Source organism: Roseiarcus sp. (assembly GCF_052145395.1).
Classification (GTDB): Bacteria; Pseudomonadota; Alphaproteobacteria; order Rhizobiales; family Beijerinckiaceae; genus Roseiarcus.
This window is the reverse complement of record NZ_JBKQOT010000459.1, coordinates 1-14,301: the sequence shown is the minus strand read 5'-3', so window position 1 is coordinate 14,301 and position 14,301 is coordinate 1. Positions and strand designations below refer to the sequence as shown.

At 66.3% G+C, this 14,301-nt stretch carries 13 protein-coding genes and 2 pseudogenes; 10 read left to right on the top strand and 5 right to left on the bottom strand.

Going from position 1 to position 14,301, the window contains the following annotated elements; all coding sequences use genetic code 11:
• The 5 genes from ACLP25_RS15700 to ACLP25_RS15680 all read left to right on the top strand — a co-directional run.
• Positions 1–649: TolC family protein (locus ACLP25_RS15700; RefSeq protein ID WP_442470118.1), on the top strand; the 649-nt coding region annotated here is incomplete at its 5' end.
• Complete coding sequence (locus ACLP25_RS15695; RefSeq protein ID WP_442470117.1) at positions 646–1,056, top strand: hypothetical protein; 411 nt, start codon at positions 646–648, stop codon at positions 1,054–1,056. The genes ACLP25_RS15700 and ACLP25_RS15695, both read left to right, overlap by 4 nt.
• Positions 1,057–1,297: 241 nt before the next feature.
• Positions 1,298–1,654 (top strand): hypothetical protein, encoded by a 357-nt coding sequence (locus tag ACLP25_RS15690; RefSeq protein ID WP_442470116.1) that lies wholly within the window; start codon positions 1,298–1,300, stop codon positions 1,652–1,654.
• Positions 1,655–1,717: 63 nt separating this feature from the next.
• Positions 1,718–2,011 (top strand): hypothetical protein, encoded by a 294-nt coding sequence (locus tag ACLP25_RS15685; protein WP_442470115.1) that lies wholly within the window; start codon positions 1,718–1,720, stop codon positions 2,009–2,011.
• 236 nt (positions 2,012–2,247) lie between these two features.
• Entirely contained in the window at positions 2,248–2,613 is a 366-nt protein-coding gene (locus ACLP25_RS15680; protein ID WP_442470114.1) for a hypothetical protein, read from the top strand.
• Positions 2,614–2,733: 120 nt separating this feature from the next.
• On the opposite strand, the gene ACLP25_RS15675 is transcribed toward ACLP25_RS15680, so the two are convergent.
• Positions 2,734–4,377 (bottom strand): porin, encoded by a 1,644-nt coding sequence (locus tag ACLP25_RS15675; RefSeq protein ID WP_442470113.1) that lies wholly within the window; start codon positions 4,375–4,377, stop codon positions 2,734–2,736.
• A gap of 734 nt (positions 4,378–5,111) precedes the next feature.
• Here ACLP25_RS15675 and ACLP25_RS15670 point away from each other — a divergent pair.
• Positions 5,112–5,698: pseudogene (locus ACLP25_RS15670) on the top strand ((5-formylfuran-3-yl)methyl phosphate synthase); the annotation flags it as partial.
• On the top strand, positions 5,684–6,259 hold the full coding sequence (locus tag ACLP25_RS15665) for a dihydroneopterin aldolase (protein ID WP_442470119.1): 576 nt from the start codon (positions 5,684–5,686) through the stop codon (positions 6,257–6,259). The pseudogene ACLP25_RS15670 and the gene ACLP25_RS15665, both read left to right, overlap by 15 nt.
• A 535-nt stretch (positions 6,260–6,794) precedes the next feature.
• On the opposite strand, the gene ACLP25_RS15660 is transcribed toward ACLP25_RS15665, so the two are convergent.
• Positions 6,795–7,313 (bottom strand): L,D-transpeptidase family protein, encoded by a 519-nt coding sequence (locus ACLP25_RS15660; protein ID WP_442470112.1) that lies wholly within the window; start codon positions 7,311–7,313, stop codon positions 6,795–6,797.
• 10 nt (positions 7,314–7,323) lie between these two features.
• Positions 7,324–7,791 carry a GatB/YqeY domain-containing protein gene (locus ACLP25_RS15655; protein WP_442470111.1) on the bottom strand — a complete coding sequence of 156 codons (468 nt, stop codon included), beginning with the start codon at positions 7,789–7,791 and terminating at the stop codon, positions 7,324–7,326.
• A gap of 70 nt (positions 7,792–7,861) precedes the next feature.
• On the opposite strand from ACLP25_RS15655, the gene carA reads away from it, so the two are divergent.
• The 3 genes from carA to ACLP25_RS15640 all read left to right on the top strand — a co-directional run bounded on the left by carA (position 7,862) and on the right by ACLP25_RS15640 (position 12,579).
• Complete coding sequence (carA, locus tag ACLP25_RS15650; RefSeq protein WP_442470110.1) at positions 7,862–9,103, top strand: glutamine-hydrolyzing carbamoyl-phosphate synthase small subunit; 1,242 nt, start codon at positions 7,862–7,864, stop codon at positions 9,101–9,103.
• A 374-nt stretch (positions 9,104–9,477) separates the two neighbouring features.
• A complete protein-coding gene (locus ACLP25_RS15645; protein ID WP_442470109.1) occupies positions 9,478–11,619 on the top strand; it encodes a pentapeptide repeat-containing protein in 2,142 nt (713 codons plus the stop codon).
• 156 nt (positions 11,620–11,775) lie between these two features.
• Positions 11,776–12,579, top strand: a complete 804-nt coding sequence (locus ACLP25_RS15640; protein ID WP_442470108.1) for an SHOCT domain-containing protein — start codon at positions 11,776–11,778, stop codon at positions 12,577–12,579.
• 111 nt (positions 12,580–12,690) lie between these two features.
• Here the strand turns inward: ACLP25_RS15640 and ACLP25_RS15635 are convergent, their stop codons facing one another.
• Entirely contained in the window at positions 12,691–13,032 is a 342-nt protein-coding gene (locus ACLP25_RS15635; protein WP_442470107.1) for an RNA-binding S4 domain-containing protein, read from the bottom strand.
• Positions 13,029–14,301, bottom strand: a pseudogene (locus ACLP25_RS15630) (hypothetical protein); the annotation flags it as partial. The pseudogene ACLP25_RS15630 and the gene ACLP25_RS15635, both read right to left, overlap by 4 nt.

The following is a 14,301-nucleotide window of genomic DNA, read 5'->3' as shown; positions in this document are numbered from 1 at the left end:
CGTTCCGGCCGACGTGCTGCGGCGGCGGCCGGATGTCGCCGAAGCCGAACGCCTGACCGCTGCAGCAGATTTTGGCGTCGGCGTGGCGCGCGCCAATTTCTTTCCGAGGTTCACGCTCATCGCCATCGGCGGAACGCAGGATACCGGCTTCCGGCTGTTCAACCCCGGAAACACCTTTGGAACCATCGGCCCTTCGGTCGATCTGCCCTTGTTCGACGCCGGGCTGAGGCAGGCCGAGCTTGACGTCGCCAAGGCCGGGTTCACCGAAGCCGCGGAGAACTACCGTGCGACGGTTTTGGGCGCCGTCAAGGAGGTGCAGGACGACCTGAGCGCCCTCATCTGGCTAGCCGCAGAATGGCGACAGACCACGACCGCCGCGACGGCCGCCCGCCAGGCCGCGAACCTTTCGCTGACGCTTTACCGTGACGGCGCCTCGTCCTATCTCGACGTCGTCACGGCTCAGAGCACGGCGCTCGAAGCCGAACGCCTGGCGATCGCGTTGCATACCCGGGAACTGGAATCCGACATTGGCCTGATGCTTGCGCTGGGCGGAGGATGGAGCGCGCCGCTTTCGTACCCGCCAAGGACGATCGACGTCACGCCGGATCCCGTCCAGATGGTGAAGGAGATTCCACAAGGCAGGCTATGAACGACACGGCGGAACGACCGGAGAATTGCGGCGCCTGCGCGCTCTGGCGCAAGCTGCGCGACAGCGAGGGCGTGTGCTATCGCTGGGCGCCCGAAGCGACCACTCGTCCCGAAACCGCGGCGCATTGGCCCCTGACCCATGGGACCGACGGCTGCGGCGACGGCGTCGCCGCAGCCCGGTTCTCGATCGGCGCCTTTTGCGCCAACTGCGTTCACTGGCGCCGGTCCGAGCGGGGGCTCAATCCGGTCAACCGCGGCGATATGCCGATGTCGTGGTGGGCCCGCGCCGGACACTGCACGCGTCACGCGCCTCGTTCGGTCCGCGAGCCCGGCCCACGGGGATTCTGGCCGGCGACCCTGGACGTCGATTTCTGCGGCGAGGGCGCCCCGCGCAAAAGCGAACCGTAATCGGTTGTCGCTGGAGCCAGGCGAGGCCGCCGTCCGGTCCGGGCTTCCCGAGAGACGCGCGCGGAGCGGCGGGCATCGCTTCCCAACTAAACTAGAATTTAGGTAATGCGATTTTAGAATCACAATTCTTATTTAATATAAAAGCGCTGTTCAAAGCGTTAAGTTCGACTTTACGAGAAAATGTCGTCGCTACGCAAGAATTCATGACTGCAACGGCAGTCGTTCCCACTTGGAGAGTATCGTGAAGGCCACCATGGCGGCCGCGGCGTTGATCGCCGTGGGCGCGACCGGGCCTGTCGCCATAACGACAGCGTCGGGGCGGGACGTCAGTCCGGTTCACCGCACCCATCGGACGCACGGGCGACGCCTTGCGCGTCGGGCCGGAGGCGCGGTCATGGTGGCGTCGGGCGCGGTTTCCGTTGCGACCGTCCCCGCTTGGACCCCGTTTCAGGGGCCTTTCATCAGCCCGTTCGCCACGCCGCCGCGCCCGCTCGAATGGCCGAAGATCGCGCCGTACCCGCCCGGGGAAGGCGACACGGACGGACTGAGCCGAAACGTCGACGACTGCAACAAGGGCTGTATCGACGGCCCTTACTGATCCCGTCCCTGGAGACGGAAGCGTGGAACCGGATTTGTTCGGGTTGAATTTGAGGAGAGCAAAATGAAACAGAGTCTCATCTTAGGCCTTGTTTTCGCAGCGGCGCTGTCACTTCCGGCTCTCGCCGGCGAGGAAACGAAGGCGGTTCACCCGCATCGCCACGTTTATCATCACGTTCACCATAGCATTGGAGAGAGTGGGATCGCGCCGAACGCCGCCGCGCAGGTCCCGCAGCCCGCCCCCGTGCTCGGATTCCCGTCCGTCGCGCCCTATCCGAATGGCCAGGGCGACACGGACGGTCTGAGCCGCGACATCAACGATTGCAACAAGGGCTGCATCGGCGGCAATCCCGGCTGACCCTTCGAGCGGATTCTGCATCTCGTCTGTCAAGGTCAGCCGCGGAACGGGTGTCCGCCGCCCGACACATTGGGCCTTATCCGGATGGAGATGGCAAACGCGTACGGGCCGTGCCGAGACATCCAATTGCAACACAGGCGACATCGGTAGCGCCCCGGACTACCGGGACGCACGCAGGTTCGGGTTCGGCGTGTTTTCTTTCGCCCGTCGCACCTCACGCGAACGGGCAGGGCGACATGCACGGGCTCGACAGGCTTAACGCGACGAAGGCGACAAGAGGTGGCTTGTGGCTTGCGGCGAAAACCGGGTCGATCGCCTGGGAACAACGCGTCGTCGCCGGCGTTGAAGTTTCACTTCAAGGAGAGCGCAACATGAAACAGGCAATGGCAATCGGGCTTGGCCTTGCGACCTTCCTGGCGATCCCCGCCTTATCGCAACAGACGGACGCGGTGGGGAATCCCGTTCACCGCCATTCCGTCCATCATCACGTTCATCACATGGTCCGCTACGGGCCCTATCGGAACGGGCAGGGTGATGAAGACGGGCTAAGCCGCCGAATCAACGACTGCAACAAGGGCTGTATTGGCGGCAATCCCGGCTGACGCGAGAACCCTTCGCGGGGCGGCCAAACGCAGATCGAGCCGCAAGGCGATCGCCTGCGGCTCGACAATGAAGGTCTGATTGGACGCGGGAAGGGGTCGCTCTCCGCCGAGTCCTATTCGTCAGAAGCGGATACGGATGCCGATGGTCGGGTCCCAACTCTGGGTGGGGGCCGACTGCCAGGAGTACTTGGTGTTGCCGGGAATCGCGTAATAGGTCTTGGCGGCGCCATTGGCCAAGCCGCCGTAGAGGTTGCTGAGCATCACGCCTCCATAGATATCAACCCGCGGGACCGGCCGGTAATCGAGAAACGCTGAAACCGCGTCCTGACTGCCGGCGCACTTGCTGCTGCTGATGAAAGCGCCGGTGCCGGTGCAGGCGGCGGACGTGGCGTACCCATAGGGGACGCCGCTGATCTTCCCCGTATTCCACGTGAAGTTATAGTTGTTCTGGCTCTGATAGTAGAAACCCATTGCATAGTCGAGGTTGCTCAAAATCGACCATTTGAAGCCGGTCCAGATCGTGTTGAGGACCTTGTTGTAAGCGTAAGGCGGAGCGTTCACCACGCCGTTGTTGAGGTAGGCCGTGGAGCTCACGGCGCCCGACGGAACGAAGATGCCGCCGGCGATCGTCTGGAAGCCATTCGCGTAGGCGCTCGAAGGATTCGCTAGATTTGCGTAAATGTCTCCGGCGTAGAAGGTGACCGTGTTCCACTTGTATTTCGCGGTGAATTCAAGGCCGAAGTTGTTGGAGAGCGTCGCCTTCAGGATGTCGTTGGGGTTGTAATATTGATTCAGTCCGTAAATATTCTTCTGGATGATGAACCAGTCGCCGTCGATCAGCTTGAGGCTCGAGTTCGACGGATAGGGGTTCAGGCCATAAGTCGAAAGCGACACGGCGTTCTGCGCGTAGCTGACCACCCCGTCGAGCGACAGCGGCCCGAAATCGGCGCCGAGCTGACCCTGGTACTGATTGGAGGCGCCATTGTCCCAATCATAGCCGCCGACCGTCACCTGACCCGCAGCCCGGAAATTCTGATAGGTCAGGCGGTAGGTGACGGCAGTGGTGCGAACGGTCTCGGTGTCGCCGAAGCCGGGGAACGAACTCGAGAACCCAATTAGGGAGAAGGCGGTGGACGCCACCGGATCATAGGCCGACATGACGTCGAACGCGAGCGTGTTGGTGCGGCCGAAGGTCAGCGTGCCCCAGGTCGGATTGCTGACGCCAATATAGGCCTGCGAGTTGTCCCATTGTCCCGCGCGGCTCGAATCCAAGTTCGTGGTCTGAAATGGGAAAGTGCTAGCCGGGCGGAGGTTGTTGTCGGCCAGCGACCGCGGGCCGTTGAAGAACATGCCGGAGTACGGGTTGACGCCCGCTTCGAGGACGCCGATCAGCGACCAGCCATAGGGAAGAATGTCCTCCTTCATCTTGAGGCCAACGACATTCGTGCTCAGACCGTTATAGCCGAACAGATAATGAGGGCCGTTGGCTGCCTTCTGAATGCCGTAATAGACCTTGTCGGCGCTCGGGCTGCGGGCCGCGCCTTGACTGAGATACGTCCCGTTGACATCCAGCGTGCCGTAGAGCGTGATGCCGTAGGCGCTGAGCGGGCAGTCGCTCGCCGAAGAGTTCAGCCAGGTCCAGAAGCTCGACCAGCAGTTCGGCGGGGCCGCCGCAGGCGCCTTTGTCGTGGGCAGATCGGCCGCCTGGGCCATAGCGGCGAGCCCGACGGTTGCCAGAAGAACAATGCCAAGTCTCTTCATCATATGCCCCCGAAACTCGCGCGGCCGGACCTCGATTTTCAATTTCCGGCCGCCGCGCAAACCCGTGTTCGCCCGACGCGCACGAATCCCGTGCTCTGCGGCGCACACTAAAGCAGGATTTAGAATCGAAACTAGGGGCCGTTGAGCAAGAAATCGCGCCGGCTTCGAACGCCGAGACTCCGGCCGGCGACCAGATGACGGAAGTATGGCAATTGCGTAACAGACGAACGCGCGCCTTTTCCGGGCGTTAGCCCGGCAACGCTCCAAACTGGGGCGCCGAGCGACGGGAAGGCCAACGGCGACAGCGATATGGCCTGGCCGCCAGATCTCTGCTCAATGTGCTCTTTTTGCAACAGGTTTTGAGCGCGAACACGGCTGAAAACACGTGTGCTTTGAGCCTTTTTCGCAGCGCCCCCGGCTGCGCTCCAGACGGGGCGCCGCTTTTTGAGCGGCGTCCTCATTCGATCCCGGCTCGCCCTTTGATTATGACAGCCGGGCGGCGGAAATACGGCGAACGCGCCCCGCCTGCGGTTTGGAAAGACAGTCCTCTCGCCGGCTGGCGCCTCGCGTTATTTGACGCCTCTCGTTGCGAGGACTTCGCCTGAGCGGCGCAATTGGCAAAGGACTTTTCCGATGCAAGGTTTCACCACATTGGCCTGCGCGTCAACTTTCGTTGCAGGCCTGAAAGCCGCGCCTCGGCGGCAGACGCGCGAACCGATCCGCCCTATGATTCCGGCATGACCCAGATGCTCGCCAGCGTCGTTAACGCGGCCGAAGCCCGAGTCGCGCTCGACGGCGGCGCCGATATCCTCGACTTTTCCGATGCGAGCGGCGGCGCCCTCGGCGTGGTCGCCATCGAGACGATCGCCGACGCGGCCCGGTCGGCCGGAAAGGCGCGCGCGATCAGCGCAGCGCTCGGGAATCCGCCCTATGACGGCGAAAGGCTCTCGGCGCAGGCCCATGCGCTGTCGGCCGCAGGAGTTGGCGCGATACGCCTGGCCGCGAACGCCGATACGCTGGATCGGCTCGACGCCGCGCTTTCCGGGCTGGCGAAGCAGATCCCTCTCGTCGGCGTGCTCTTTGCCGACCGCGACCCCGATTTCGGCGCGCTCGACCGGCTGGCCGCGCTCGGGTTCCGGGCCGCCCTTCTCGACGCCGCCGAGAAGGGCGGCAAGCGGCTCCTCGACACCTGCCGCCGCACCGGATCGAGGCCTTCTGCCGGCGGTGCCGCGAGCTCGAACTCGGCGCGTGGCTCGCCGGCGCGTTGCAGGGCCCAGATGTTCCGCGCCTGCTGCTGCTCGATCCCGACATCCTCGGTTTCCGCAGCGCGCTCTGCCTGCGTGGTCGCCGCGCCGGCCCGCTCGATCCCCATCGGGTCGCCCTCATTCGCGACCTGATTCCACACGAGGATACGAAGGAGCGCGGCGCCGGCTTCCTCTCGCCAATTGGGAGAGGCGCGGGGCTGCGAGGTTCGGGCGAGAGCGAGCGCACGCTGTCCGGTCCGCGCGCTTCGCCCGGCGACGCGGCGACAACCGGGTCCGCTTCCGACACGATCTTCGTCCACGACTTTTTGACGACCGCCGAGATCGGCGCGTACGCGCACGAGCGGGGCGTCAGGCAGCGCCTCCTGTTCAACATCGACGCCGCCGTCGCCCGCATCGCGGCCCATGCCGACGATATGCGCGCGGTCGTCTCGTATGACGTCATCCTCGACGCCGTCCGGATCGTCGTCGGCCGCGGTCATGTCGACTTCATCGAGACCGTCGCCGAGGAGGTCGCGGCGATCGTATTGAAGCACCCGCGCGTGCGGCAGGTCCGCGTGCGCGTCGAGAAGCTGGACGTCGTGGCGGGGTCCGTCGGGGTGGAGATCGTGAGGGGGCGCTAGGACCGGCGCTTCGGCTCGCCCAAGGAAAGGGCCGAACGCGACCTCGTCGGCGCCGGCATGGGGCTGCGCCCGCCGCGGCCGGCGAGCGCCAGAATTTCCCTGCCGACGATTTCGCCCGGACCGCCGCCGTCATTGCCGCGCTCGCTTCCCCCTCCGCGCCGCTCTCGACCGACGCCGTCTCGGCGGGTTTCCGACAGGGCGGCAAGGTCGCGCCCAAGGTGCTGGCCGTCCTCGCTGTCGCGCACGGGCTACGTCGGCACGGCGGATGGCGGCCGGAGTTCGCCCTCAGCCGGAAGGCCTGAAGCCGCAGCGCGTTCCGCCGGGCGGGCATTTGCGCTCTTATAGCGTTAGCTGTTGGCAAGCGCCTTGGCCGAGCGCTACGAGCATCCAGCTTTGTGGATTGATTGGTTCGGCATGGGCTTCAAGGGCTCGCCTCCAGCCCAGATAGTTGGGCAACCTAGCCACAGTGGGCTCCTTAGGCGTTGCAATCCCGGCGTCAGGGATTCAATGGCGGCCGCCGGCGGGACGGGTTCGGCTAGCCGATGATCATGACGCAATTCCGGGCGAGCCGGGGCGCGAGCCTACGCATGTCCGAGGCCGAAATCGCGACGCAGCCGGCGGTCGGCGCGAGGTCCGGGCGCGCGAGGTGGAAGAAGATCGCGCTGCCCCGGCCCTTGGCGCGGGATGAGAAGTTCTGGTCGAGCACGAAGGTCAGGTCGTAGAGATGGTCCTTGCGCCACATTCTGTCGGTGCAGTCGGCGGCGGGCAGGCGGACGGGCCGGTTGTAGCGCGGGCTCGCCGGGTCCTCGCACCACCCCTGGTCCGGCCGCATCGGGACAAGCGGTATGCCGCCGACGCGCGGACGCGGGCGGTCGGGACGGAAGTAGGCCCAGAGCAACGCGAACCGGCCGGCCGGCGTGCCCCGGTCGCCTTCGCGCTTGATTCGCACGACGCCCGAGGGCCCGAGCGCGCAGGCGATACGGAACGGCCCCGCCGTGAGCCACCCGCGCGATCGCTCGCCGGCGAGCGAACGGACGCGAATCTGGCCGAGCATGCGCGACGCTTCAGCCCGCCAGCAGGCTCTTCACGATGGCGCTCGCCTTGGCGAAGTCCATTTGGCCGGGATGCGCCTCCTTGAGCGCGTTGACGACCCTGCCCATGTCTTTGACGCTCGCCGCCCCTGTCGCGGTGATGGCGGCCTTGGCGGCGGCGGTCACTTCCGCCTCGCTCATCTGCTTGGGCAGGAACTCGTTGATCACCGCGACCTCGGCGTTCTCCTGCGCCGCAAGCTCCGCGCGGCCCGCCTCGGCGTAGATCGCGGCCGATTCCTGGCGGGACTTGACCATCTTGGTGAGCAGGGCGAGTTCGTCGGCGCGGCTGACGATCTTGCCGGCCCCGCGCGCCTCGATCTCCCGGTCTTTCAGCGCCGCCATGATCAGGCGCAACGCGCCGACGCGAACCTTGTCGCCGGACTTCATCGCCTCCTTCATCTGGGCCGTCACCGTGTCACGCAGCGGCTGTACGTCCGCCATGGGTTCCTCGATATGTTGTTTAAGCGCGTCGGCTTGACGCGCGAAGTCTGCGGCGCTTAAGCACAGCCGCATGGCCAACGCAACAATCTCCCCATCCCCCGTCGATCCGGACGACGGGACCGCTCGCGGCTGGCGGCCGCGGGTCGCGACCGGCGTCCTGGTGCTGGCGAGCGGCGACGTGATCGAAGGTTTTGGCGTCGGGGCGGCGGGGTCGGCCGTCGGCGAGGTTTGCTTCAACACGGCGATGACGGGCTACCAGGAGATTCTCACCGACCCTTCCTACGCCGCCCAGATCATCACTTTCACCTTTCCGCATATCGGCATCGTCGGCGTCAACGGCGAGGACATCGAGGTGGTCAACGCCGCCGCCTCCACCGCGGCAGTCGGCGCGATCTTCCGCGCCGATCTTTCCGAGCCGTCCAATTTCCGCTCGAGCGGCCGGCTCGACGCCTGGCTGAAATCGCGCGGGATCGTCGGCCTGACGGGCGTCGACACCCGCGCGCTGACGACGCTCATCCGCAAGACCGGCATGCCGAACGCCGTCATCGCCCACGCGCCGGACGGGGTCTTCGACATCGACGCGCTGCGCGCGGAGGCGAAGCGCTGGCCGGGCATCGACGGCATGGACCTCGTGCCGCAGGTCGGCACGACCCAGCGCTACGACTGGGACGAGACGAGCTGGACGCTCGAGGGCGGCTACGGCAAGCGGTCCGCGGCGCGCTTCCACGTCGTCGCGGTCGACTACGGCGTGAAGCGCAACATTCTGCGGCTCCTGAACGACTGCGGCTGCTCGGTCACAGTCGTGCCGGCGACCGCGACCGCGGAGGAGATTCTCGCGCTCCGCCCCGACGGCGTGTTCCTGTCGAACGGCCCCGGCGACCCGGCGGAGACCGGCGCATACGCCGTGCCGACCATCCGGGCGCTGCTCGAGACGAGGATCCCGCTGTTCGGCATCTGCCTCGGTCATCAGCTCCTCGGTATTGCGGTCGGAGGGCGCACGATCAAAATGCCGCAGGGTCACCACGGCGCGAACCATCCGGTGAAGGATTACACCACCAAAAAGGTCGAGATCGTGTCGATGAACCACGGTTTCGCCGTCGATCGCTCGACCCTGCCCGAGAACGTCCAGGAGACGCACGTCTCGCTGTTCGACGGCTCGAACTGCGGCGTGGCGCTGACAGATCGCCCGGCCTTCTCGGTGCAGTATCACCCCGAGGCCTCGCCCGGCCCTCGCGACAGCCACTACCTCTTCCGCCGTTTCGTCGGCCTGATGGAGGCGGCGAAGGAGGGTAAGGCGACGGCCTCGGCCTGAGGCTCTTATCGCCGGGAACCGTTCGCGCACGCTGTTGCGCGCCAGAACGATTCCAGAGGCTTGCCACCTCCTTTGCGCGACTCCTGTGCCGGAACGGCTCAACGGCGGTATAATAACGTACAATTTATGTATGTTGTGACTTGGCGTAGCCACTCTTTTCGTATGTTATATATACTGATATCCAGAAATTCTTGCGCGCCCATCAGCTAAAGCGACGCAATTGCTGAGCATCCCCGCGCGCCGCCCCGCCTGTTGAGAACTCCGGCCGGCCGTGTAGGAATGACGGGTCACTGTTGTGAGGCGGGGCTCAGGCGTTGGGGCGCGGCGGAACTTGGGAGCGCGTTCGATTGCGTCGCCGGGCCAGCGCGGCGCGGTTGGCTCGTGGCGAGGCGCGGGCAGGCGCGAGCGGAGCCGAGAACCCGGCCGAAGAGTCAGCCAAGCGCTCGAACGACCTGCCAGAAATCGCCAAAAAGGCCGACGACCTCGAGGCGATCAAGAAGGCGGTCGACGACGCGGCCGCGATCGGCGGGGGCTTGTGGATCTCCTACCTGTTCGTGCTCTTCTATCTCGCGGTCGCCGCGGGCGCGGTCACCCACGCTGACCTTTTCTTCGAGAAGCCGGTCAAGCTGCCATTCCTCAGCGTCGAGCTTCCGCTGGTCGCGTTCTTCTTTCTGGCACCGCTCATCTTCCTCGTCGTCCACGCCTACACGCTCGTGCACCTCGTCATGCTGAGCGACAAGGTCAAGCGCTACCATCAGGCGCTTTACGACCAGATCGGGGACAAGGGCAGCTCTTCCGACACCGAGCGGGAGGAAAGGAAGGAAAAGCGCGATAGCCTCAGGCGGCAATTGCCGAGCAACATTTTCATCCAGATTCTCGCTGGGCCATCCGACCTGCGCCAAAGCCTGTTCGGATGGTTGTTGCGCGCAATCGCATGGCTGACGCTGGTCATTGCCCCGGTTCTGCTTCTCCTCATCTTTCAAATCCAGTTCCTCCCCTTCCATCACGCCGTCATCGCCTGGACTCAGCGCGTCGCGCTCGTGGCGGACCTGCTGTTGCTCGCGTGGCTGTGGCGGAAAATTCTGTCCGACCGCGAATTGGGCGGCCCATTCGGCTCTTGGATTTGGGAGGCATTGGGCTTGGCCATCGGCTTTGCTGTTGTCTTCTTCTCCGTGGCGGTCGTCACCTTCCCGGGCGAGTGGCAGGAAGACTTGCTGAGTTGGCGAATTCTTCCCGTGACGGCCGAATGGGCGAACCCCGCGACAAAAACGGACGCGCGCGGGGTGCCCAGGACGGCGTCGTTTCGGGATTGGGTCCTGAACGCGCAAAGGGTCTCGCTGCACGACTGGCTGTTCGATGCCAGTCCCGACCGAGTTACCCGCCTCAGGCTCCCGTTCTCCGCCACGCTCGTTCTGCCGGGTCTCAACGTCTACGAGGGCCTTGGCATCGATGATCCCGAGAAGGCCAAGTGGCATGATTTCATCTTTCGCGCGCGCGGCCGCGATCTGAGGGGCGCGATCTTCGATTTCGCCAGCCTGCCGAAGGTTGATTTCGAAGGCGCCGATCTTCAGGGCGCATCGCTCAACGTCGCGCAACTTCAGGGAGCGTCGCTCGTTGGGGCGCACCTTCAGGCCGCGTGGCTCGTTGAAGCGCAGCTTCAAGGCGCGTCGCTTTTCAACGCGCAGCTTCAGGGCGCGCGGCTCGAGCGAGCGCAGCTTCAGAGCGCGTTGCTCGTTGCGACGCAGTTTCAAGGCGCGAAGCTCGACCGCGCGCAGCTTCAGGGCGCCAACCTCGATTTCGCACTGCTCCGGGGCGCGTCGATCATTAGCGCGCAGCTTCAAGGCGCGTGGCTTACTGGAACGCAGCTTCAGGGCGCGTCGCTCAAGGACGCGCAGCTTCAGGGCGCGTCATTGCAGGGTGCGGAACTGGAAGCGACCGACCTAACAGGCGCCTATCTCTGGCGGACCAATCGCGCAAGGTCGTCCGTGACGCCTTCCGCCCTCCGAATGTCCGGCGAGACCTGGCTGCCGGAATGGCCCGACGAGGCTTCGAACCGCCGCCCCTGGGACAACAATTCATATCAGGCCCTGCTGCGGACCATCATTGGGACGCCCTCGCCGGGGAGCCTTCGGGAGCAAGCGCTGGGGCGCATCCAAGTTCTCTCCTGCTCAAATTCCGACAAGGCGCTCGCGTCTTGCGATCCCGCGGCCGCGCCGCCGCCCGATGCTGCGGCGTGGCGAGAGGCGCTGGAGGCGGCCAGCGTGGACGAAAAGGCCTATGACGCGGCCGTTGCGACGGTCTTGAAAAGACTCGTCTGCTCCGGCGGCGGCGACGCGATTCATATTTTGCGCGGGCCCGGTTTCTCTCTGCGGCTAGCGGCCGCCGTCACCGCGGCCTCCGGCCTGATCGACGACCTCATGAACAAGGACAGCAAGGACTGCCCCGTCGCTGCCGCGCTGACCGATGGCGACCGGGCGAACCTGTTGGACATCAAACAGGCGACAAAGTCGCCATAGGGCTTTGTCGGCCCGCGCCGCACGCCATTCCTGCCGACTGTCGCCTCTTCCCTTGACGCGACGGTGCCGGCAGGGGATTGGCTTCAAGCGCAGGGCGTGCGAGTGTCCCAAAGCCGCGCGTGGCGGCGGCGACGCCTGAGAGCACGGACGCCCTTCATGCCGAAACTTTCGCCGGAAGGCCTTCGCGCCGTCGCGGACATCGCTCAACGCACCGGTTTCAGTTCGGACGCCGTGGCGTCGATGCTGTTCGCCGTCATCGCCGGCAATGGCGGGATGGCGCAGTTCAGCCATCCGGAATTCGGCGGCTCGGGTCAGTGGATGTCCGGCGGCGCGATCATGCTGTCGGACATGTTCAACAACGCCCTGAAGGCGCGGGTGGACGCGCTCTGCGTCGAATTGTCCGCGCTGGTGAGGCGCGAACCGGGTCTGGCGGTCGCCGGCTCTTTCCAGTCGCAGAGCCAGGGGGGCGCCGCCCCCATGGGCGGGAGACAGTCGAGCCTGCTCACGCCTGAGGCGTCCGGCGGGGCGAACTGGTGGCCCGCCGATCTCGGCGCGCCGTCCAGCGTCGGCGCGCAAAATGCGGCGCGTTACGCGTACTTTCCTGCCGCCCGCCGCCTCGCGGTCGACATCGACGGGAAGGTGACGGTGTACGACACGCAGGACCACCAGATCGGCGGTTTCTCGCAACAGCAGTCGGGGACGGGTTCCGTGACCTTCACGAGCCAGCACGGAACCGTGGACGTCGGGCGCCTGCCCATCGTCTCGGGCGCGCGCTCTCCGGCCTCGCCCTCCGCGGCTGAGCTCCCGACGCCTCCGGCGACGGCGAGGCCCGAAACCGCGCCCGCCGGACACGAGAACGTTCTCGCCGTCATCGAGAAGCTGGCGGATCTCCACGCCAAGGGCATTCTCACCGAAGCCGAATTTTCCGCAAAAAAAGCGGAGCTTTTGAGCCGGCTCTGACGCTGGCGCGGACCCTCATCCGTCGCCTTCGGCGACACCTTCTCCCCGAGGGAGAAGGGGGCGCGAACGGCCGGCGCCTTACGGTATAATGGATGTTAGCGCCCTTCCCCCTCAGGGGGAAGGTGGCCCGAAGGGCCGGATGAGGACCTGCGCCGTCACCCCGTCACGCGGCCCCTCGAGCAAGCTGTACAGCCCCCGCGCCTCGGGCGCCGGACCGCGACGCTCGCCGAGCGCCTCGACCTTCACGGCGAGAAAGCGCTGGCCTTGGGCGATGGTGAGCACGTCGCCCGCACGAAGCGACCGACTCGGCTTGTCGATGGGGGAGCGGGAAGGGCCACGAGAGAGGCGAATGCCGCCTTCCTCGATGGTTCGCGCGGCGAGGGTCCGCGTCTTGAAGAATCTTGCGCGCCAGAGCCAGACGTCGGCGCGGCAGGTTGCGACGGCTTCGTTCAAACGGAAGTCCCTGTTGCTGCAGTGACCCGGCGGCGGTTACGGCGCCGTCCCTTCCGCGCCGGGGCGGAAGGCGACGGGGCGACGCGCGTCTCAGCCGGGGAGGCAGGACGGGCGGGCATGGGGGGACGGGGCGCGAACGGGCGGCGGCGCCAGAGGCTCGCTTCGGCGGGATCGGTTTTCCGCACCCGCACGAGGCCGAGCGCGCGGAGAATGGAATCGGCCTCGCCCGTCGTCCAGCCGACCGCAGCGAGCAGCTCCGGGGTCAGCGCGACGAGGTCGGGCCTTTCGGACGGCGCGGCCCGGGCCATCGCGTCGAATGTCTCCAGCGTCAGCACTGGGATCGCAAGCCCGGCGACCGCGGCGAGGCCGCGCAGGCTGAGGGCCTCCGGCGGCGGAACGGGGTGCGGCAGCACGCTCAAGCCGTTAACGGTCGGGCGCCACCGCGGCGCAGCCAGGTTGGCGAACACCGCGCCGATCGAACGCGCCTCAGCCGTCAAAAGTCCGGGCAGGTAGAGCGAGAAGGCGCCGAACTGGACGCCGAAAGTTTTCAGCACCCGCCGCTCGTTGCGGCTCAGCGCCCGGATGTGTTCTTCGGCTGCGCGCCGATCGAGTACTCCGAACTGCTCGACGAGCTGGTAGGCGACGCCGCGCGCAAGACCTCTCAGGCGGCCGTCGGCGATCGCCTCGGTCAGACGTTTCAGCGGCGCGAGCCGCCGGGTCGCTTCGCCGGCCACGAACGCCTCGAGCCGGCGCGCGGCGCGCTCGCGCGGCATGTCCTGGCCGAACTCGCCGATGAGGCGCACCCGCGGTTTGAACGGCGCGCCTCCGGCGATCTCTCCGGCCGCGATTCCGCGCCACGCCACCACGCCGCCCAGTTCGAGGCTGAAGGCTTCGTCGCCCTCGCTCGCGAGTTCGCCAAGCCGCCGCGCGACCTCGGGCGCGACCGCCCGCTCGACCGCGCCGCGCAAAGCCCGGGCCTCGAGCGCCGTGTCGCCGCGCACGGGCTCGAAATGGACCCCGGTCAGGCGGCCGACCACGTGGCCCTCGACCGTCACCTCGCCGTCGGCCGCGATCCCGCCGAGGATAGGGCCGGCATGCTGGTGGAGCGAGCGCAACAGCGTGCTCGTGCGGCGGTCGACGAAGCGCTGCATCAGCGACTGGTGCAGCGTGTCGCTGAGGCGGTCCTCGAGCGTCCGGGCGCGGTCCTGCCAGACGTACGGTTCGGCGAGCCAGTCGGAGCGGTTGGCGATGTAGGCGAGCGTGCGCACG